The 19035-nt window shown below is 63.1% G+C and carries 11 protein-coding genes; 7 read left to right on the forward strand and 4 right to left on the reverse strand.

From position 1 onward, the window contains the following. Positions 1-2: 2 nt before the first annotated feature. From LKK40_RS08595 to LKK40_RS08605, 3 genes are all read right to left on the reverse strand, one after another. On the reverse strand, positions 3-1220 hold the full coding sequence (locus tag LKK40_RS08595; RefSeq protein WP_152581471.1) for a MalY/PatB family protein: 1218 nt from the start codon (positions 1218-1220) through the stop codon (positions 3-5). A 286-nt stretch (positions 1221-1506) separates the two neighbouring features. Next, complete coding sequence (locus tag LKK40_RS08600; protein ID WP_237564508.1) at positions 1507-2592, reverse strand: alpha/beta fold hydrolase; 1086 nt, start codon at positions 2590-2592, stop codon at positions 1507-1509. A gap of 253 nt (positions 2593-2845) precedes the next feature. Continuing rightward, positions 2846-5467: an alpha/beta fold hydrolase gene (locus tag LKK40_RS08605; protein WP_304310273.1), complete on the reverse strand. Its 2622-nt coding sequence runs from the start codon at positions 5465-5467 to the stop codon at positions 2846-2848. Between the two features lie 435 nt (positions 5468-5902). Here LKK40_RS08605 and LKK40_RS08610 point away from each other — a divergent pair, with 435 nt between their 5' ends. From LKK40_RS08610 to pknB, 7 genes are read left to right on the forward strand one after another with little or no spacing between them, the layout of a single operon-like run. Beyond that, entirely contained in the window at positions 5903-6604 is a 702-nt protein-coding gene (locus LKK40_RS08610) for an FhaA domain-containing protein (protein WP_152581473.1), read from the forward strand. A gap of 24 nt (positions 6605-6628) precedes the next feature. After that, complete coding sequence (locus LKK40_RS08615; RefSeq protein ID WP_304310274.1) at positions 6629-7240, forward strand: FHA domain-containing protein FhaB/FipA; 612 nt, start codon at positions 6629-6631, stop codon at positions 7238-7240. Positions 7241-7248: 8 nt separating this feature from the next. Then, a complete protein-coding gene (locus LKK40_RS08620) occupies positions 7249-8895 on the forward strand; it encodes a protein phosphatase 2C domain-containing protein (RefSeq protein ID WP_152581475.1) in 1647 nt (548 codons plus the stop codon). Then, positions 8895-10349: an FtsW/RodA/SpoVE family cell cycle protein gene (locus LKK40_RS08625; RefSeq protein ID WP_304310275.1), complete on the forward strand. Its 1455-nt coding sequence runs from the start codon at positions 8895-8897 to the stop codon at positions 10347-10349. Before LKK40_RS08620 ends, LKK40_RS08625 begins: the two co-directional genes overlap by 1 nt. Next, complete coding sequence (locus tag LKK40_RS08630; RefSeq protein WP_304310276.1) at positions 10346-11812, forward strand: peptidoglycan D,D-transpeptidase FtsI family protein; 1467 nt, start codon at positions 10346-10348, stop codon at positions 11810-11812. The genes LKK40_RS08625 and LKK40_RS08630 overlap by 4 nt, the downstream gene beginning before the upstream one ends. Further along, a complete protein-coding gene (locus LKK40_RS08635; protein ID WP_304310277.1) occupies positions 11809-12858 on the forward strand; it encodes a serine/threonine-protein kinase in 1050 nt (349 codons plus the stop codon). Before LKK40_RS08630 ends, LKK40_RS08635 begins: the two co-directional genes overlap by 4 nt. Continuing rightward, positions 12855-14918, forward strand: a complete 2064-nt coding sequence (gene pknB / locus LKK40_RS08640) for a Stk1 family PASTA domain-containing Ser/Thr kinase (protein WP_304310278.1) — start codon at positions 12855-12857, stop codon at positions 14916-14918. The genes LKK40_RS08635 and pknB overlap by 4 nt, the downstream gene beginning before the upstream one ends. A gap of 565 nt (positions 14919-15483) precedes the next feature. Here the strand turns inward: pknB and LKK40_RS08645 are convergent. Next, the gene (locus LKK40_RS08645) at positions 15484-18306 is read right to left on the reverse strand and encodes a leucine-rich repeat domain-containing protein (RefSeq protein ID WP_304310279.1); all 2823 of its coding nucleotides are present in this window, start codon (positions 18304-18306) and stop codon (positions 15484-15486) included. Positions 18307-19035 lie beyond the last annotated feature (729 nt).

Consider the following 19035-nt stretch of genomic DNA (forward strand, 5'->3'; position numbering starts at 1 on the left):
ACTCATGCATTAATGAACACATATGTACTCAGCCGCGCCATAGCCTCTTTCACCAGGCTGAGCGGCAGCGCGAGGTTCACACGCAGCGCGCAGGGGGCGTTGAACTGGCGGCCGTCCTGCACGGCCACGCCGACCCTCCAGGCCCGATGCTCCACCTCGTCGATGCTCTCATGGTGCTCGGTGCACCACTGCGTGCAATCCAGCAGCAGCATGTACGTGCCTTCGGGCCTGAACACGTCAATCCCGGCGAAGTGCTCTGCGATGTAGTCGCAGGCGTAGTCCACATTGCCCGTCAGCACTGCGCGCAGCTCGTCAAGCCATGCGTGGCCCTCGGGCGAATACGCGCCGACCAGCGCATGCATCGAGAGCACGTTCATATCGTTGTAGTGCGACTTCGCGCCCTTCGACACCACGCGGTCGCGCAGCGCCGGATTGTAGATGATGTGGTAGCTGCCGACGAGCCCAGCCAAGTTGAAGGTCTTGCTCGGCGCATAGAAGGCCGCCGTACGATTGCGGGCATCCTCGCTCACCGACTGGGTGGGGATGTGCCTGTGCTCGCCCAAGGTCAGGTCGGACCAGATCTCGTCGGAAATCACCACGCAGTCATTGGCGCGGTACACCTCCATCGCCCGCTCGATCTCCCAGCGCTCCCAGACCCGGCCGCACGGATTGTGCGGACTGCAGAACACCGCCACATGAATCTGATTCTCCTTGAGCCTGCGATCCATATCCTCGAAATCCATACGCCACACGCCCTGCTCGTCCCTGACCAGCGGGCTGTGCACGATATGGTAGCCGTTCGACTCGATGCTGCGCGTGAAACCGACGTAGGTCGGGCTGTGCAGGAGCACCGCGTCGCCAGGCGCGGCGAAGGACGTCAGCGTGGAAATCACGCCGCCCAGCACGCCGTTCTCGTAGCCGATGGCCTCGCGCGTCAGCCCTTCGACGCCGTTGCGGCTGCGCTGCCAGTCGATTATCGCATTGAAATACTCGTCCGTGGGCTCGAAGTAGCCGAAGGCCGGATGCTGCGCCCGCGTGATAATCGCGTCCGTAATCGTGGGAACTGTCGCGAAGTTCATATCCGCCACCCACATGGGAATCGCATCGAAGCCGTCCTGCGGCGCGTCGGGCGCGATGCCCCAATGCGCTCCGCCCAAGCCGTCCACCGCGAGCGCGTCTTTGCCGTGCCGGTCGATGATCGAAGTGAAATCGTATGTCATGCCTGTTTCCAGTCCTTACTCTTATGGCTATTGCCTTGTGGCTCCTGTTTTGCGACTGTTGCGCCGTTTCCTGCCTGCGTCCCTGCCCTCTTGCCGCTGCCGCTCTCTTCGCGCCGCGCGCTGCTGTCAGCGTCTGCCGGCGAATCACGCCACCCACTGTACTGGAAACAGGAACCAAAGTCGCCTGCGAGCGCGGCGGCCTTGCGCTTGAACCTAAAGGAGCCTATACGAAGCACGTTACGCGGTTGATTCGTGTCTACTTATTCGATGTCTACCAAGTCGATACCTACCGAGTCGAATCGCCGAGGAAGCTGAACAGCGTGTTGAGATACGGGCCGAGCGCGCGATTGGGCATGCAGAACATGTTGTGTGCCGAGTCGGCGAAACGCACCATGCGCAGGTTGCCGCCCGCGTCTTGCACCTGCCGAACGAAGCGGTTCTGCGCCTCGTTGAGCACCCAGATGTCCTTGCCCGCCTGGCAAAGCAGCGTCGGGGTCTCGATTCGCTCGCATGCCGAGGGCCGCAGCGCCTCGCGCGACATCCTCAGTGCCTCGCGCACCCAGCCGTAGGTGGCCGAATTGCTGTGGTAATGCACATCTTCGGCTCGCCGATCGTAGTACCAATGCGCCCGCGCCTCGCTCATCGCCTCCTCGCCCTCGATGCTGAATTCCGCAGGGAAACCACCTTGCCCGAAGACCACATGCTTCCCCTGCCCTATGCCGCACATCAGCGACATGAGCGGCCGCGCAAGCCATGTCGGCATGCCCGTCTGCGGGGCGATCATCGGGCTGGACAGCACCGCCTTGTCGAACAGCGCGGGGTAGCGCTCCACCATGATGGCCCCGATGCCGCCGCCCATCGAATGCGAGTACAGGTACAGCGGCCGGCCATCCGCACTTTGCTTGCCTATGGTGGTGACGAACTGCGCCAGATCGGCGATATAGCGGCGGTAACCGTCAATCCACACCAGCGCTGGATCGTCGATGTCGCGCGGCGAATAGCCATGCCCGCGATGCTCGAGCATGCAGATCGAATAGCCCTGGCACAGGAAATACCAGATCATCTCGCTGTATTTCGCGGCGAATTCCGAGAACCCGTGCACTATGACCACGGTGCCGCACGATCTGGCCCCGGCGTTGCCTTGCGCGGCCCTGAATTCCGCTGCGTCGTAGCACAGATAGTGCAGCTTGCCCGGCGAAGGCACCGGTGCGAGGCCATCGGCCTCAGCCGGCTCCATCCAGCCCTCGCTACGGCACCGGGCCAGCGCAGGCAGCACCTTGCCCCGCATCTCGCCCGCATAGTTCGTCTCATCGATCAGGGTTTCATCAATCGGTGTCTCATCAATCAGTGTCTTGACCAGTGGCATCTGCATGCCTTCATCCTAATCGCCCAAGTCGCCTACGCATGTACACGCCGTCACGACGAACGCAAGCAGCGAGTAGCTTGCAACTCCTAGTACTTTCGTCACGCTACAAGGCTGCTTTGCGTGACAAGAGTCCGAGGAATCGTCTCTTCTAGTACGTTTGTCACGCAAATCCCATGTTTTGCGTGACAAACGTACTAGTTACGCATGCATACACATACAGCGGGCCTCGCGGACCCCACCGGCCCCACATCCCCGGATTTCAGCAGCCTTCGGACAGGCGCGCCGAGCGGGCGTTCATGCCCAGCGCGTTGTAGAGGAAGTCGCGCTGCAGGGTGAGCAGGTTTTCGGCGACCGCCTCATCGTTGGTCATATGCGTGATGCCGGTCAGCGGCAAGTAGGTATGAGGACAGCCGGCTGCCATCAGCGCCTGCGAGAGGCGCAGGGAATGCGCGATGGTCACGTTGTCATCAGCGAAGCCGTGGATGAGCATGAGCGGGCGGCGTAGCTTCGGCGCGTCCGCGATGATGCTGTTGCGCTCGTACACCGCCGGGTCGAGGCCGAGGTAGCGCTCGGTGTAGTGCGTGTCGTACAGCGTCCAGTCGGTCGGCGGCGCGCCGGCGCAGGCGGCATGGATGACGTCCGGCGCATCCAGCACGGCGAGCGCGGAGAGGTAGCCGCCGTAGGACCATCCAATCATTGCGACCTTGTCAAGATCTGCCTGCGGCTCCGCGCTGGCAAGCGCTTTCACCGTTTCGACCTGATCGGCGAGCGAGATTTCCTTCATATTCTCGAAGATCTCGCGATCCCAACGCGGGCCACGGCCAGTGGTGCCACGCCCATCGGAGGTGACGACGAGGAAGCCCTGATCGGCCCACCACTGCGACTCCCAGTAATAGGACTCGCTGAACGCGACCTGCTGGAAGCCCGGCCCGCCATACGGCTTCAACAGCACCGGCAGCTTGTCGGCATGCGCGTACGGGCTTTCGGCGCTCGGCCGTGTGATGGCGGTGAACAGCCGATGCTCGCCGAGCTGCATGAACGTAGTGTTCGGCGTGAAGCCGGGAGTCGCCGCGTGGTTCTCGATTGCGGCGCGGAAGGTCTTCGGAGCGGCAGCATCCAAAGCGGCAGTCTTATCACCTAACGCCTCAGTGCCATCCGCCGCCGCTGCCATGGCAATATGCGTCATCGTCGCGTGGGGACCATGCATCGAACGCCCGGTGACGACCAGTCCGCAGCCCGCGCGAGACGCCGTGTACACGCCAGGCTCGCCGGTGAGAGGGGTGACATTCCCCTCGTAATCGAAGGCGACCACATCAAAGCTACGGGCGTCATGCTCGGCAAGAGATACGTCCGAACCGTCTCCTGCGAGATCATCCAATTCCGGCGTGCGCTGCACAACCGCCAGCACATTATCGTCGCGCACGTCGAGCACTTCGCGCACCTGCCATCCGGCCGGGGTGAAGGCCTTGCCGTCGATGGTGAGCCGATTGGTGTCGGCTGCCATATCATTCGCCGCGCACAGCAGCCGCCCGTCCGGCGTGTAGGCCGGCGTGCCGGGAATCAGGTCGAGCCACTGCTCGTTGGCATGCTCCTCAAGCACGCTCGTCATGCCGGTAGGCTCTACGGCAAGCACCTGATCGCGGTTCTGCCGCCGGTTCTGCACCAGCAGCAGCGGGCGATGCCCAGCCGACCAGCGCACCGCCGCCACGTATTCGTAAGCCTTACGATCCCAAGCGATGCGCCGCACGTCCAAACCGCAGGAATGTCCGCGCCCGTCAAAGCTGAGTCCGGCCAGCGTCAAGTAGACATCGGCATTGCGCGTCAGCGCGCGCGGGTAGCGCCGAGCGCTTGCGGGAACCTCAGGGTCGGCGGGGTCGCTGATATGCCATACCGGTTCGGGCGCGCTGTCGAAAGTCTCGAAGATGATGCCGTCCGAATCGGGCGACCACCAGAAGCCGTCGTAGCGGTCCATCTCCTCGCCCGCGACGAATTCGGCCAGGCCGATGCGCCAGGTGTCATCCTCCTCGTCATCGCCGCCGATGCCCCACAGCGCGGAGACGTGGTCGCCCGCCGACACGACCTCGTCCTCCTCCTCGCCGCAGCGATGGACATGAGAATACGCGGCATGAGCATGGCTTATCGCCGCCATATTCGCAGCGTAGTCATCGTCGCCCGCGTCATCGGATGCACCCGCATCGGAGTCGCCAGTACTGCTGAGAACGTCGGCGTCATCATGCGCGCCAGAGACATCGGAAAAACTGGCTTCGTCTGTAGTGCCATCGCCAGCCTCGGCAACATCGCCAACCTCGCCGACCTCATCCACATCATCCCAATCGGCGATATCGACCATCACCAAATGGCGCCCAGTGGTATAGAGCACATGCCGGCCGTCGGGCGAAATGCGCGGGTTGAGCACCGGCGCGTACTCGGGATGCTCCTCAGTCAGATCGGCTACGCCCAGCTGTCGCGTCCTCGCGCCCTGGCCGTCCGCGTCGATGTGGGCGAGATCAGTGAGAAACAGTCTGCCGTCGATGGTGAAAACCACGCGATTGCCAGCCGCATCAGCCGAATACGACACGATGCCACGCCCACCTTCGCGCGCGCGTTCGCGACGGGCCAATTCCTCGGGCGGCACATCCTCGCCCTCCGCGTCGGCCAGCAGCTCGCGCGGGTCGGCCAGCAGCAGCTCATGATGCCCGCCATCAGGCCCGACAACGCTCAGCCACAGCGCGGTCACGAGGTCTTCGGGGCCGTCAGAACGCAGGAACAACGCGCGCGTGCCGTCGCCGATAGCCGTCGCCGACCGTGGCGCGCCGCAGGTGAAGCGCAGGGTGCGGGCCTTGAGGCGGGGAAATTCTCGTATCGCTTGTGAAACACTCATGCTCTCTAGGCTACTGCCTCGGTGCCACAAAAAACCGCTCTCGGCCCCCGCCTCCCGGTTCCTGCGCCCTTTCGCCATTCGTCACTACGGAAGCCGCAACACATCGACCGTCGCCTTTTGTACGCTAAGACGACACTGCCGTACAAAACGGCACGTTATGCAGGCCATGAACGTTACATTTCATACGTCAGCCACGCGATAGCGTACAAAAGGCGACGCAGAACATGCACAGACCATAATATGTGAGGCCCGCACCCACGCAAACCCATAGCAAATGCATGGCAAATGCGCAGCGAATACATGGCAACCGAGTAATAGGTAGGCCTATGACGTATGATGGCATCCCCAGCGATGAAGAATTTGCACGTATCCGCAACGTTTTTTTGCCCATTTCGCCTTGCCGCGTAGGATGGGTGAGGATAGAAAGGGATCACTATGAGCGTTCTCGACCGTTTTGAAAAGAGCGTCGAAGGTGCCGTCAACGGTGTGTTTGCGAAATTCGGGTCCAAGGACCTGCAGCCCGTCGACCTCTCAAGCGCCCTCGAGCGCGAGATCGACGCCGAAGCCATGCCTGTCGGCCGCGACCGTACGGTGGCCCCGAATGAGTACCGTTTCAAGCTCAGCACCCCCGACTTCGATCATATCGAGCAGTGGGGCAGCGAGACTCTCGCCAATGAGCTGGCGGACAATCTCACGCAGTACGCGAAAAGCCAGCATTATGCCTTCGTCGGTCCGGTAGTCGTGATCTTCGAAGAGGATCTGGACCTGGGCAAGGGCAGCTTCAACCTGTCTTCCGAGTCGGTCAAGGGCAACGCGGTGCCGGTCACCACGGACGATCAGGCGCAGGACAGCCCGATGCTTGAGATCAACGGCAGCCAGTACCTGCTCACCAAGGAGAAGACGGTTATCGGGCGCGGCTCCGGCTGCGATATCGTCATCGACGACCCGGGCATCTCGCGCAACCACTTGGAAATCGACATCACCGACAACGGCGTCATCGCACGCGATCTGGGGTCCACCAACGGCACGTACGTGGAGGGCCATCAGGTGCCCGCCGCCACGCTGCTCGATGGCAACACCATCACGATCGGCCGCACCCGCATCCTGTACTGGGCCTCTTCGCAGGATCAGGACTGACGCGATAAGCCACCGCTCGAAGCTATGTTAACCGAACTGACATTCGCGATTCTCAAATACGGATTCCTCATTCTGCTATGGGTGTTCGCCTGGCTCGCCGTGCGCTCGCTGCACCGCGACATCACGTCGCTCAGCCCGCGCAAATCCCGCGCCCATCGACGCGCCGAGCGTCGGGCCCGCAAGGCCGCCTCCGCACCGGTCGCGCCAGCCCCAGCGTCGGCACCGGCCACCGCAGCAGCAGTATCCGCAACACCGGTAACGCCCGCGACGCACCCGAGCACCACGCAAATGCCCGAGTCGGCAATTGCATCGGCTGGCGCATCTGCATCTCAACCCGCGTCCAGCCCGGCGCTGCTCGTGGTCATCGACGGCCCGCTGGCCGGCTCCTCGGTGCCGCTGGGCGATGAGCCGATCACGCTGGGCCGCGCCGCATCCAACACGGTGGTCATGAACGACGAATTCGTGTCGTCGCATCACGCACGGGTCTATCGCGACCCGGTTTCGGGCGATTGGGCCATCGAGGACTTGGGCAGCACCAACGGCACCGCGGTCAATCAGCGCCGCATCAGCGAGCCGACCGTGCTTGCAGCCCGCGTGCCGGTGCGCATCGGCGCCACGACCTTCGAGCTGAGGTGACCAGCCACATGCCGCAATCCGACGCCTCGCCAACCCTGTTCCTGTATTCCACGACCATTTCGGACGTGGGCACCGTGCGCAGCAACAACCAGGACTCGTCGTTCGCCGGCGAGCACTTGGTCGCCATCTGCGACGGCATGGGCGGGCACGCGGGCGGCGACACGGCTTCGACCATCGCGATTCGCTCGCTGGCCCATATCGAGCGCGATGACGTGCGCAGCAATGTGCGCACGGTTTCCAGCATGATGGAGACCTCCGTGATGGCCGCGCATGACGCCATCGTGGGCAAGGCCAAGCGCGAGCGCAAGCTGGCCGGCATGGGCACCACCGTCACTGCGGTGACGCTCGTGGGCGGCTACTGGATTCTGGCGCATATCGGCGATTCGCGGGCCTACTTGCTGCGTGACGGCACGCTGACGCGCATGACGACCGACCACAGCTACGTCCAGCATTTGATCGACACCGGCCGCATCACCGCCGCCGAGGCGCGCAACCATCCCCAGCGCAACGTCGTGATGCGCGTGCTGGGCGATTTCGACATCGACCCGCACCCCGACATCGCCATCTGCGCGGCACACCCGGCCGACCGGTGGCTGCTGTGCTCGGACGGGTTGGACGGCGTACTTGAGGATTCGACAATCCAGGAGACGCTCACGCAATGCGCCGACCAGGGCGAATGCGCGCAGCGGCTCGTTTCCATGGCGCTCAAAGCCGGCAGCACCGACAACGTCACCGCCGTAATCGGCGACGCGACGCTCGCGCTGGATGCCGATGCCTTCGATCTGCCGCATCAGACGCCGCTGATCGGCGGCGCGGCGGCGGCAAGTCTCGAAGCCATCGCCGACATCATCAACGAACCCGTGGCTTCAGCGCCCAATCTGCGCCATGACAACGATTCCCCGGCGCAGCGAGCAGCGGCGCTCGCGCAGAACCCGGATACGGAAACCCAGCTCGCCGAGCCCCGCGTGGCGCAGCCTTCGGCGATGCGCGAGAAGACCAGCGACGAGGGCGAAACCAATACCGGCGAGATTCCGGTCGTCCAGAAAAGAGACGGCCGACTGTCCGCCGACCCCAATGATCCAGAAGTCGCCAAGGCGATGCGGCGCGAGCGAGTCCAGGAGCAGCAGGCCTCCCGTTCGCGCCGCATGCGCCGGCGCATCGTCGTGCTGATTGGCGTGCTGGTGCTGCTGGCCGCTGTGCTCGGCAGCTCCTTCGCCGCGTGGCGGTGGAGCCAGAGCAAGTACTATCTGGGCGAAGCCAACGGCGTGGTGTCGATCTATCAGGGCGTGAACACGAATCTGTTCGGCTATCCGCTGTCGCATAAGGTCGAAAACACAAGCATCAAGATAAGCCAGCTGCCGCAGTCCTGGCGCGACCAGCTCGCGCAGGGCATCGCCGTCGACAGCCTGTCGGAGGCGCACAGCCACGCGCAGCTCATCGAACGCGAGGCCAAGAGTCTTCCCGAATCCTCCACTGATGGCAGCAGCAACGGCAGCAATGGCACGAACGGTGCTAAGAGCGGTTCCAGCGCCTCGCCATCGGCATCCGCAAGCCCATCAGGCCAGTCAAGCCCGTCAAGCTCCGCTAAATCCGCCAGCTCCGCCACATCCCCAAGCCCATCAAGCCCTGCAAGCTCGTCGAAGGGGGCCAAGTGATGATCGCCACCCGTCTGCGTCAGGTGTCGTTGCTGGTTTTCGCGATGTTGTTGAGCTTCATCGCCTTCTTTCAGATGTTCGAGCGCACCGCCGGCGCATTCCCCGTGAAATTCGCCGGCATGCTGGTTCTGGTCGGCGTGCTGTTCCTTGTGCTGTGGGGGCTGCTGCTCAAATTCCAGCCCTATGCCAGCCAGTCGATTCTGCCCTGCGTGCTGCTGCTGACCGCAATCGGCACGATGATGATTGCGCGCATCGACGATGCGAATGGCACCGACGTGGCCTTCCGCCAGCTGATCTGGCTGTGCGTGGCGCTGGTGCTGACCATGCTGCTCATCGTGTTCCTGCGCGATTACCGCGTGCTGCGGCGCTTCTCGTACGTCAGCATGGTCATCGGCCTGGTGCTGCTGCTCTCGCCTATGATTCCGGGCATCGGCAAGGATATCGGCGGCGCGCGCATCTGGATCGGCTTCGGCAGCCACACCTTCCAGCCGGGCGAGTTCACGAAGCTCTTCCTGGCCTTCTTCTTCGCCGCGTACCTCTTCGATCACCGCGACCAGCTGGCCGTGGGCGGCCGGAAGGTGCTCGGCATGCGTCTGCCCCGCATCAAGGACACCGGCCCGATCATCGTGGTGTGGCTGGCGTCGATGGGCGTGCTGGTGATCCAGCAGGATCTGGGCACCGCGCTCATGTTCTTCGCGATGTTCGTCTCCATGCTCTATGTGGCGACCGGCCGCAAAAGCTGGGTGGTCATCGGCTTCCTGGCCTTCGCAGTCGGGTGCGTCACAGCCGCGAAGCTGTTTGCGCACGTCGAATACCGCGTGCAGGCCTGGCTGCATCCGCTTGACCCGGCGGTGTACAACCAGTATCCGGGCGGTTCCTCGCAGCTGGTCAAGGGCATGTTTGGTATGTCCTCCGGCGGCCTCATGGGCACCGGCCTCGGCCAGGGCCATCCGGCGCTCACCCCGCTGGCGAACTCCGACTTCATCTATTCGTCGCTGGGCGAGGAGCTTGGATTAACCGGACTGCTGGCGATTCTGGTCCTGTACCTCGTCATCATCGCCTCGGGCCTGATCACCGCAATGCGCATCAAGGACGGCTTCGGCAAGCTGCTGGCCGCCGGACTCGTGTTCACGATGGCCTTCCAGGTCTTCACGGTGGTGGGCGGCATCACGCTGGTCATCCCGCTCACCGGCCTGACCCTGCCATACATGGCCGCAGGCGGCTCCTCGCTCATTGCTAACTTCGTGCTGGCCGGGCTGCTCATCGTCATCTCGAACGCCGCGAACAAGCCCGAGCCGGACACGCTCTCCGACACCTTCCAATATGAAGCGCTGGTCGCACTCGGTGAACGAGGGCGCGAACAAGGCCGCGACCAGGGCCGCGAACGCGGTCAGCAAGGGCGGCACGGGCAGGACCGCCAGCGCAGCACTGACGGCAAGGGGGAAGCGGCATGAACAAAAGCCTGCGCCAGCTCTTCACCGCCGTCATCATCCTGTTTACGATTCTCGGCCTGTCCAGCACCATCATTACCGCGATTCGCGCGAACCAGCTCAATGCCGACCCGCGCAACAGCCGCACGCTCTACCATGAGATCGGCGCGCCACGCGGCCCGATTCTCGCTTCCGACGGCACCGTGCTCGCCAAATCGGAGCCCACCAACGATTCCTTCGCCTACCAGCGCTCCTATGCGAACGGGGCACTGTATGCGCCCATCACCGGGTACTTCTCCATCACGCACCCGGTCGACCGCGGCTTGGAGATGTCGCGCAACGACCTGCTCGCCGGCGATTCGAATGCCTTGTTCTGGCAGAAATTCAAGTCGCTGTTCACCGGTGCCGAGAACAAGGGCGCTTCGATCGAGACTTCGATCAACCCGAAGCTGCAAGGGGCCGCCTATCAGGCCCTCGCCGGCATGGATGGCGCAGCCGTGGCGATCGAGCCGAAAACCGGCCGCATTCTTGCTATGGCAAGCACGCCGAGCTACGATCCGAACCAGCTCGCGCAGCACGACACCAACAAGGTCAATAACGTCTATGCGCAGCTGACTTCCGGCGACAACAGCCCGATGATCAACCGGGCCATCGCACAGTACTATCCGCCGGGGTCCACGTTCAAAACCGTCGTGGCCGCGGCCGCGCTGGAAACGGGCAAATACAACCCGGACACGTCGATTCCGGCAGGCGCAAGCTACACGCTGCCCGGCACGGCGACCAACCTGACGAACGCGGAAAGCTCGGCTAACGGCTCGAACGGCCAGATCTCCTTCGAGGATGCGCTGGCCTATTCGTCCAACACGGCCTTCGCGCAGCTTGGTGTCTCGCTGGGCGATCAGGCGGTCGAAACCCAGGCCAGAAAGCTCGGCTTCGGCAGCTCGATCACCGTCGACGGCTCGGATTCCACAGGCGGGCCGATGAAGGCGATATCCTCGCTCTTCCCCACGGGGCTGACTCCCGACAAGCTCGCCTTGGCCTCAATCGGTCAGGGTGATGTGAACGCGACGCCGCTGCAGAACGCGCTCATCGCCTCGGCGGTGGCCAACGGCGGCACGCTTATGCGCCCCACGCTCGTCGACCGCGTGCGCTCAAGCGATCTGTCGGTCATCTCGCAGACCGATCCCGCAGTCATGTCGCAGGCATTCAGCAAGGACACGTCCGACAAGCTCGGCCAGATGATGCAGACGGTCGTGACCAAGGAGAACCCGAATCTGGCCATCCCCGGCGTAAAGGTCGCCGCGAAGACCGGAACCGCGCAGATCGGCCAGAACAACAGCAGCATCGACGGCTGGGTGATCGGCTTCGCCCCCGCCGACAATCCGAAGATCGCCGTCGCCGTGGTCGTCCATAATACCGATGTGCTTGGCTCCTACGCAGCCGGTCCCATTATGAAGCAGATCATGCAGGAGGCGTTGCAGCAATGAAACTCATCGAAGGCCAGCTCATCCACCGGCGATACCGGCTCGACTGCCGGCTCGCGCAGGGCGGCATGGGCGAGGTGTGGAAGGGCTATGATATTCAGCTCGGCCGCCCGGTGGCCATCAAGGCGCTGCGCGGGGATGCGACCAACGCCGAGGCCAAGCTGCGTCGGCTGCGTGTCGAAGCGCATAACTCCGCGAATCTCGCGCATCCGAATATCGCCGCGCTCTTCGAATACTACGAGCATGACGGCATTGGCTTCCTCATCATGGAATATGTGCCGAGCAAATCCCTGGCCGACATCTTCCACGAGAAGGGCGCGATGGACCCGATCGAGCTGCTGCCGATTCTTGAACAGACGGCACGCGGCCTGTTCGTCGCCCATTCGCATGGGGTCATCCACCGCGATGTGAAGCCGGCCAACATCATGGTTTCGGCTGATGGCGACGTGAAGATCACCGATTTCGGCGTCTCCTACTCCACCAACCAGGAGCAGATCACGCAGGACGGCATGGTGGTGGGCACCGCGCAGTACATCTCCCCCGAGCAGGCGCAGGGCAAGCATGCCACCGCGCAGTCCGACATCTACTCGCTCGGCGTCGTGGCTTACGAAGGCCTGTGCGGTCACCGGCCCTTCACCGGGGCCACGCCGGTCGATATCGCCGCCGCGCATGTCAACGACCCCGTGCCCCCACTGCCTGATTCGGTGGATGTGCAGCTGAGCCAATTCGTGATGTCGATGCTTTCGAAGGACCCGCTGGACCGGCCGGGCGATGCGCTTGTCGTTTCGCGCATGCTCTCGAAGATCGAGCGCCGGCTGCTCGACCAGCAGACCATGCTGAACAGCTCGACCAAAATCATGCCCCCTAGCAACCGCATGCCCCGGCGCATCATGAGCGCACCGCACAGCATCCTGGACTCACGCCTGCGCGCAGCTGCCGGCCAGACGCCGATTCAGGACGTCGGGCAATCCCAGGTGTTCATCAGCGGCACGCCTGCACCGCGAACCGCAAGTTCGCAAGCAAGGTATCTCGACAAGGAGCAACAATGAGTAGCAACCTGCCTTCGTCATTGGCCAACGGCCGGTACCAGCTCGGCCAGCACCTCGGCCGTGGCGGCATGGCCGAGGTGCGCGTCGCCCTCGACACGCGCCTGGGACGCACCGTCGCCATCAAGATCATGCGCGCCGATCTGGCGAACGACGATATCTTCCTGACCCGCTTCCGGCGCGAGGCGCATTCGGTCGCGCAGATGAACAATCTCAATATCGTCAATATCTACGATTCGGGCGAGGAGACGATTCTCGACGAGTCCGGGCACACCGAGCGGCTGCCCTACATCGTCATGGAATACGTCAAAGGCCAGACTCTGCGCGATATCATCAAGGCGAACGGCCCCTTAAGCCAGCGCGACGCCGAACAGGTGATGCTCGGCGTGCTGGGTGCTCTGGAGTATTCGCACCGCGTAGGCATCATCCACCGGGATATCAAGCCCGGCAACATCATGATCTCCGAGCAGGGCATGGTCAAGGTCATGGACTACGGCATCGCCCGGGCGCTCGACGATTCCGTGGCCACGATGACGCAGTCGCAGGGCGTCGTGGGCACCGCGCAGTACCTCTCCCCTGAGCAGGCGCGCGGCGAGAGCGTCGACATGCGCTCCGACCTGTATTCCGCCGGCTGCGTGCTCTACGAGATGCTCACCGGCCGGCCGCCCTTCACCGGCGATTCCGCTGTCGCTATCGCCTACCAGCATGTCTCCGAAGTAGCCACACCCCCGAGCGCCATCGTGCCGGGGCTGCCCAAGATGTGGGACCAAATCTGCGCGAAGGCGATGGCCAAGGACCGGCAAAACCGCTATGCGACGGCCGCTGAGTTCAAGAACGACCTGCTTACCTTCATGAATGGCGGCGTGCCCGTCGCTGCGGCTTTCAACCCGCTCACCGATCTGGCGAACGTCAAGACGCGCAAGCAGGCCGAGCAGACGGCGGCGACCCGGGCGATGAATCCGGTGGCCGCCACCGAGGCAACGCAGGCCTTCAACCCAGTGACCGGGCAGTTCGAGGCGGTTCCGGTCGCAGCGAACAGGCCTGCGGAGACCGCATTGAAGTCCCGCGCCGAGCAGCGTGCCGCCGCTGCCAAGGCCAAGCGCAAACGCCGGATTATCATATCGGTTATCAGCGCCATCGTGCTCATCGCCGCAATCGTCGGCGCACTGGCATATGCAAACCGCGCCAAAACGCCTGAAATGGTCACCGTGCCGACTTTCACTGAGCAGACCACCAAGGCCCTCGCCCAGGAGAAGCTCACCGCAGTCGGGCTGCGTTTCCAGGCCGAAACCGACACCAATTCGACCCAGCCTCAGGGCACGCTCACCAAGCAGAGCCCCGCAGGCGGCGCCAGCGTGGCGAAAGGCTCCACGGTCAGGGTGTGGTTCTCCGCAGGGCCGCAATCCGCCGCCGTGCCCGACGTCAAAGGCATGACGCAGGACGAGGCGCGCTCCGCCTTGGAAAGCGCCGGATTCAAGGTGGGGCCCACCACGCAGAGCGAGATGAGCGCCGACGTGGACAAGGACCGCGTCACCCGCACCGACCCCGCCGCCGGCACGCAGCTAGCCAAGGGCGAGGTGGTGACCCTGTTCATCTCCTCGGGTATGACCCAGGTGCCCGATGGGCTCGTCGGGCAGCCGCTGGACGCGGTAATTCAAAAGCTGAACAGCCTTGGATTCAGCACAAATCAGGCACAGGAGCATTCAGACACTGTGGGCAATGGCTTGGTCACGCGCACCGACCCGCCTTCGGGCACTTCGGTGCAGCAGCGCAGCACGATTACGGTCTACGTCTCACAGGGCAAGGAGCAGGTCACCATTCCCACCGATATCACTCTGGGAAGCACCACTTACGCCGAGGCCGCAAACAAGCTGCAGGCGGCAGGATTCAAGGTGGCGCTCGACGGCGGAGCCGATCCGGCTAAGGCCGACCCGTCAAGCATTGTCATGGACATCAATCCGGCTCCGGGAAGCCAGGCCGACAAGGGCTCCACGGTCACACTGAAGCTCCAAGCCGCTTCACCTTCCCCATCCTCCAGCCCAAGCAGCTCAAAGTCACAGTGAAACACGTGCGCTGCCGGCACACACCGCTCTGCGGAGGCGTTAAACTCGCAGCGCAGTGCTGAGCCGTAAAGCGCATAGTCCAGTGGACTATGCGTAGGCGAAGTGAGCGCCCGCGAAGGGCGCGAAGGACGGTGCTTTGCACCGTCGGTCCGTAGCCGACGCCGAGGGCCCACCAAGGGCCCGAGGAAACAACGGAGTTCACCCTTAGTCATGAACGTCACAACCCCCGCGTTTTCTCGACCATTATGCAGGCATTGTGACGTAAAACTGCGGTTATACGTCACAATTCCCGCATGATTACGAGGGCTATGCGGGGATTGTGCCATTTCCGCACGGTTTTACGTCACAACGCCCGCACAAGGGTCGAGAAGATGCAGGGGTTGTGGCGTTTGCACGTTGAGTTCTGCGCGGCTGTCGCGTCGTTGCCTATGCGCCGTAATGTGAAGGCGGGCGGGCAATCCCCCTTGCCGGGAAACAGCCCGCCCGCTTTCGCATCAGGCACCTGCAGCAGCCGCGAAGCCGCCGCTCACACACAGCAGCAGCCGCGCCGCCGCATGACCCGGAGTCATAGTCCTTTCCAGGCGGTGCCTTCCTGGTGCCAGCCGGCCTTGCCGACCGCCGCGTATTCCTTGGCGCTGGTGGTGTACACGTGCTCGCCTGAGTGCGGGTTGTACAGGCGGTAGACCGTGACCGGGCCGGACGGGTTCGCGTACCATGCCACGCCCTCGTCCTTCCAGCCCAGTTTGACGAGCTGCTTGTGCTCGGTTGGGTTCAGGGTCCAGTTGTGGTTGCCGTTGTGCGGGTTGTACTCGCGATAGACGGGCTTCAAGCCGGAGGCGGAGCCCTGCTTGGCGGCGTTGAACGAGGCGCCTTCGCTCTTCCAGCCCAGTTTGACCAGCGCGTTCTTCTCAGCCAGACTCGTCGTGTAATGGTGCAGGCCCGAGTTCGTGTTGTACACGCGATAGACCGCAACTGGCGTGCCCAGCGATGGCTTGGGAGCCGGCTTGGCCGCAACCCACTGCGCGTACAGGGTGCGCGAGCTGGTGGCCGTTAGCGTGCCGGTCACCTTCGAGCCGCCCGTCTTGGCCGTGAACCAGCCCGCGAACGTGTAGCCCGAGCGCGAGGGAGCGGCAGCAAGCGCGTACTTCGCGCCCTGCCTGGCCGACACCTGCTGCGAAGCTGAGCCATTAGCGAACTTGCCGCCGTTCGCGTCGAAGGACACCGTATAGACCGGGGTGGGCTTGGGTGCCGCCTTGGTGGTGAACGAGATCGGCAAACCCAGTGCGCTGGCCGAATGCTTCGCATCGCCCGCATACTTCGCGCCCACGCTGTACTTCATGGACGCCTTCAGGCCGGTCAGGCTCGCCTTGGCGACGCCGGAGGCGTCCGTCTTCGCGCTTGCGCTGGTCTTGCCGTCGGCGGTCGTGAACGTGACTGCTGCGCCCACGACCGGCTTGCCTGCCGAGTCCTTGAGCGTGGCCGACACACTCGCGCTATTCACCGTCACATTGGACGAGCCGACGGCGGAAAGCACAGTCGCGAGCTTAGCCGGGGGAACGGCCTTCCACTGCGCGTACAAGGTCAGGTTCGCACTCACCGCCGTGCTGAAGTCATACGGCTTCGAGCCCGTCTTGTCGCTCGTCCAACCGTTGAACGTATAGCCCGAGCGCGATGGATTGGCAGGTTTGGTCGCTTTACCACCCTTGACGACCGACTGCGAAGCCACGGCCGAGCCGCCCTGCGCGTCGAACGACACCGCATACTTCACTGCGGGAGCCGTCGGAGGCGTATACGGCTGCGTGATGGTCACATCGAACGACAGGTAGTCCGCTGTGCCGATTGTCACTGTCGTGCTTGCATGCAGGCTGACGCTGCCCGACCCGCTCAGGCCCTTCCACGAGACCCTGCCTGTCTTCGCGTCATAGGAGCCAGTTGAGGGGGTCATCGTGTCGGGCTTAATGAACGAGCCGTCCACGCTCCTGGCCGTAGGCACCGACAGCGAAGAAGCCGCCACCGCCGGCAATGATACCGATTGCGAACCGAGAGTCCACGCCGTATTGTCTGCAGCGGTGTTGATGTTGGGGTCGGTGGTGAGGTTGAGCTTGGACAGCGAACTGACGTCGCTAATCTGATTGCCGCCGAGGTTCAGCGTGGTGAGGTTGATGAGTCTGGCTAGTGGGCTGATGTCGCTGATCTGATTGTTTTTGAGGTACAGGTCGGTGAGCTTGGTGAGCTTGGACAACGGGGCGATGTTGCTGATCTGATTGCCGTCGAGGCGCAGCTCGGTGAGGTTGGTGAGGTTGGACAACGGGGCGACATCACTGACCTGATTGCCGTCGATGCCCGAATAGTTGTTGAGGCCCAGTGTGGTGAGCTTGGTGAGCTTAGCCAGCGGGCCGACATCACTAACCCGACTGCCATCGAGGACCAGGCCGGTGAGATTGGTGAGGTTGGACAACGGGCCGACATCACTGACCTGATCGCCGCTGAGGACCAGCGTGGTGAGGTTGATGAGCTTGGACAACGGGGCGATGTTGCTGACCTGATTGTAGCCGAGGTACAGCTCGGTGAGGTTGGTGAGGTTGGACAACGGGGCGACATCACTAACCTGAATGCCGCTGAGGTCCAGATTGGTGAGGTTGGCAAGCTTGGACAACGGGGCGATGTTGCTGACCTGATCGCCACTGAGGTCCAGATTGGTGAGGTTGATGAGGTTGGACAACGGGGCGACATCACTGACCTGATTGTAGCCGAGGTCCAGATTGGTGAGGTTAGCGAGCTTGGACAACGGGGCGATGTTGCTGACCTGATCGCCACTGAGGTCCAGTTTGGTGAGCTTGGTGAGGTTGGCCAACGGGGCGACATCACTGACCTGATCGCCACTGAGGTCCAGATTGGTGAGGTTAGCGAGCTTGGACAACGGGGCGACATCACTAACCTGATCGCCACTGAGGTCCAGTTTGGTGAGCTTGGTGAGGTTGGCCAACGAACTGACATCACCGACCCGATTGTAGTAGATGCCGCTCTCGCCATTAGGCGGGAGACCGATGTCCAGTGTGGTGAGGTTGGTGAGGTTCTCGATGCCTTGTAGATTATCGACATAATTACCGGTCCCGCCACCACTATTATCTAGATCAGTGATGCTGGAGATGTCATGCCTAGTCAGCGGTTGGCCAACGTCATGGTTAGCGGCCTGCGCCACGGTCTTGGCGAGCCCTGGGTCTGGGAAGCATTGCGCGATGGTGCTCACGTCCGGCGTGCACATGCTGGTCGCCGCTGTGGCGGCCGGGGCGACAGCACCCGCGCCTAGGGCCATCGCCACTGGCAGCGCTATGCCCAGCGCGACCCGTCCCAGCCGGGCTCCTTTGTATGGTTTGCTTCTTTCCATGTTCTCTGCTCCTGACTCGAAACTGCATACGGATACCGCGGCACCAGGGGTGTCAAGACACAGCAAAGCACGCAAAAGACGATTCGCCAAAAAACTTTTCATCTTTTTTGCCCCGGACATGTCACACCGGAAACCGCTCGGCTCCCTGCGCCATGCGAGAGCCATGAAAAGCAGGCGAGCCGCCCCTCCCACGCCACAGAAGCAGCAAACGCACATGCAAACCAGCCGCCCGACACCTAGGCAAACGAGCCGAAGAAGACCAGCTGCTCCAGGACAGGCAAGACCATCACCGCGAGCCGCAGCCCACCCGACTGCACGCCCGGCCCGGCCAACAGGGAAACCACGCAGGAAGGCGACCGCGAGCTCGCCGCGGACGCTCGGGCTGCCACAGCGAGCCAAAGCAGCCGCGACCCGGCTCGGCGTCGCCTTGTGCACGCCAACCCAAGCCTGCCGTACAAAACGCAACGTTGCGAGGTCTGATTCCGTGACATTTCATACGCCAGCGTCAAGGTAGCGTACAAAACGCAACGCCCGCACACACGACCGTCACGATTCCTGCATGATTACGAGAGCTATGCGGGGGTTGTGACGTTTCTGCACGGTTTTACATCACAATGCTCGCGGAGGCGTTAGCGGACAGCGCTGTGCGCTGTCCGTAGCCGACGCCGAAGGCCCCGCTAAGGGGCCGAGGTAGCAACGGAGTTCATCCTTGGCCAGTCGTTGAAGTCG

It is taken from the genome of Bifidobacterium tibiigranuli (genome assembly GCF_022655035.1).
Classification (GTDB): domain Bacteria; phylum Actinomycetota; class Actinomycetes; order Actinomycetales; family Bifidobacteriaceae; genus Bifidobacterium; species Bifidobacterium tibiigranuli_A.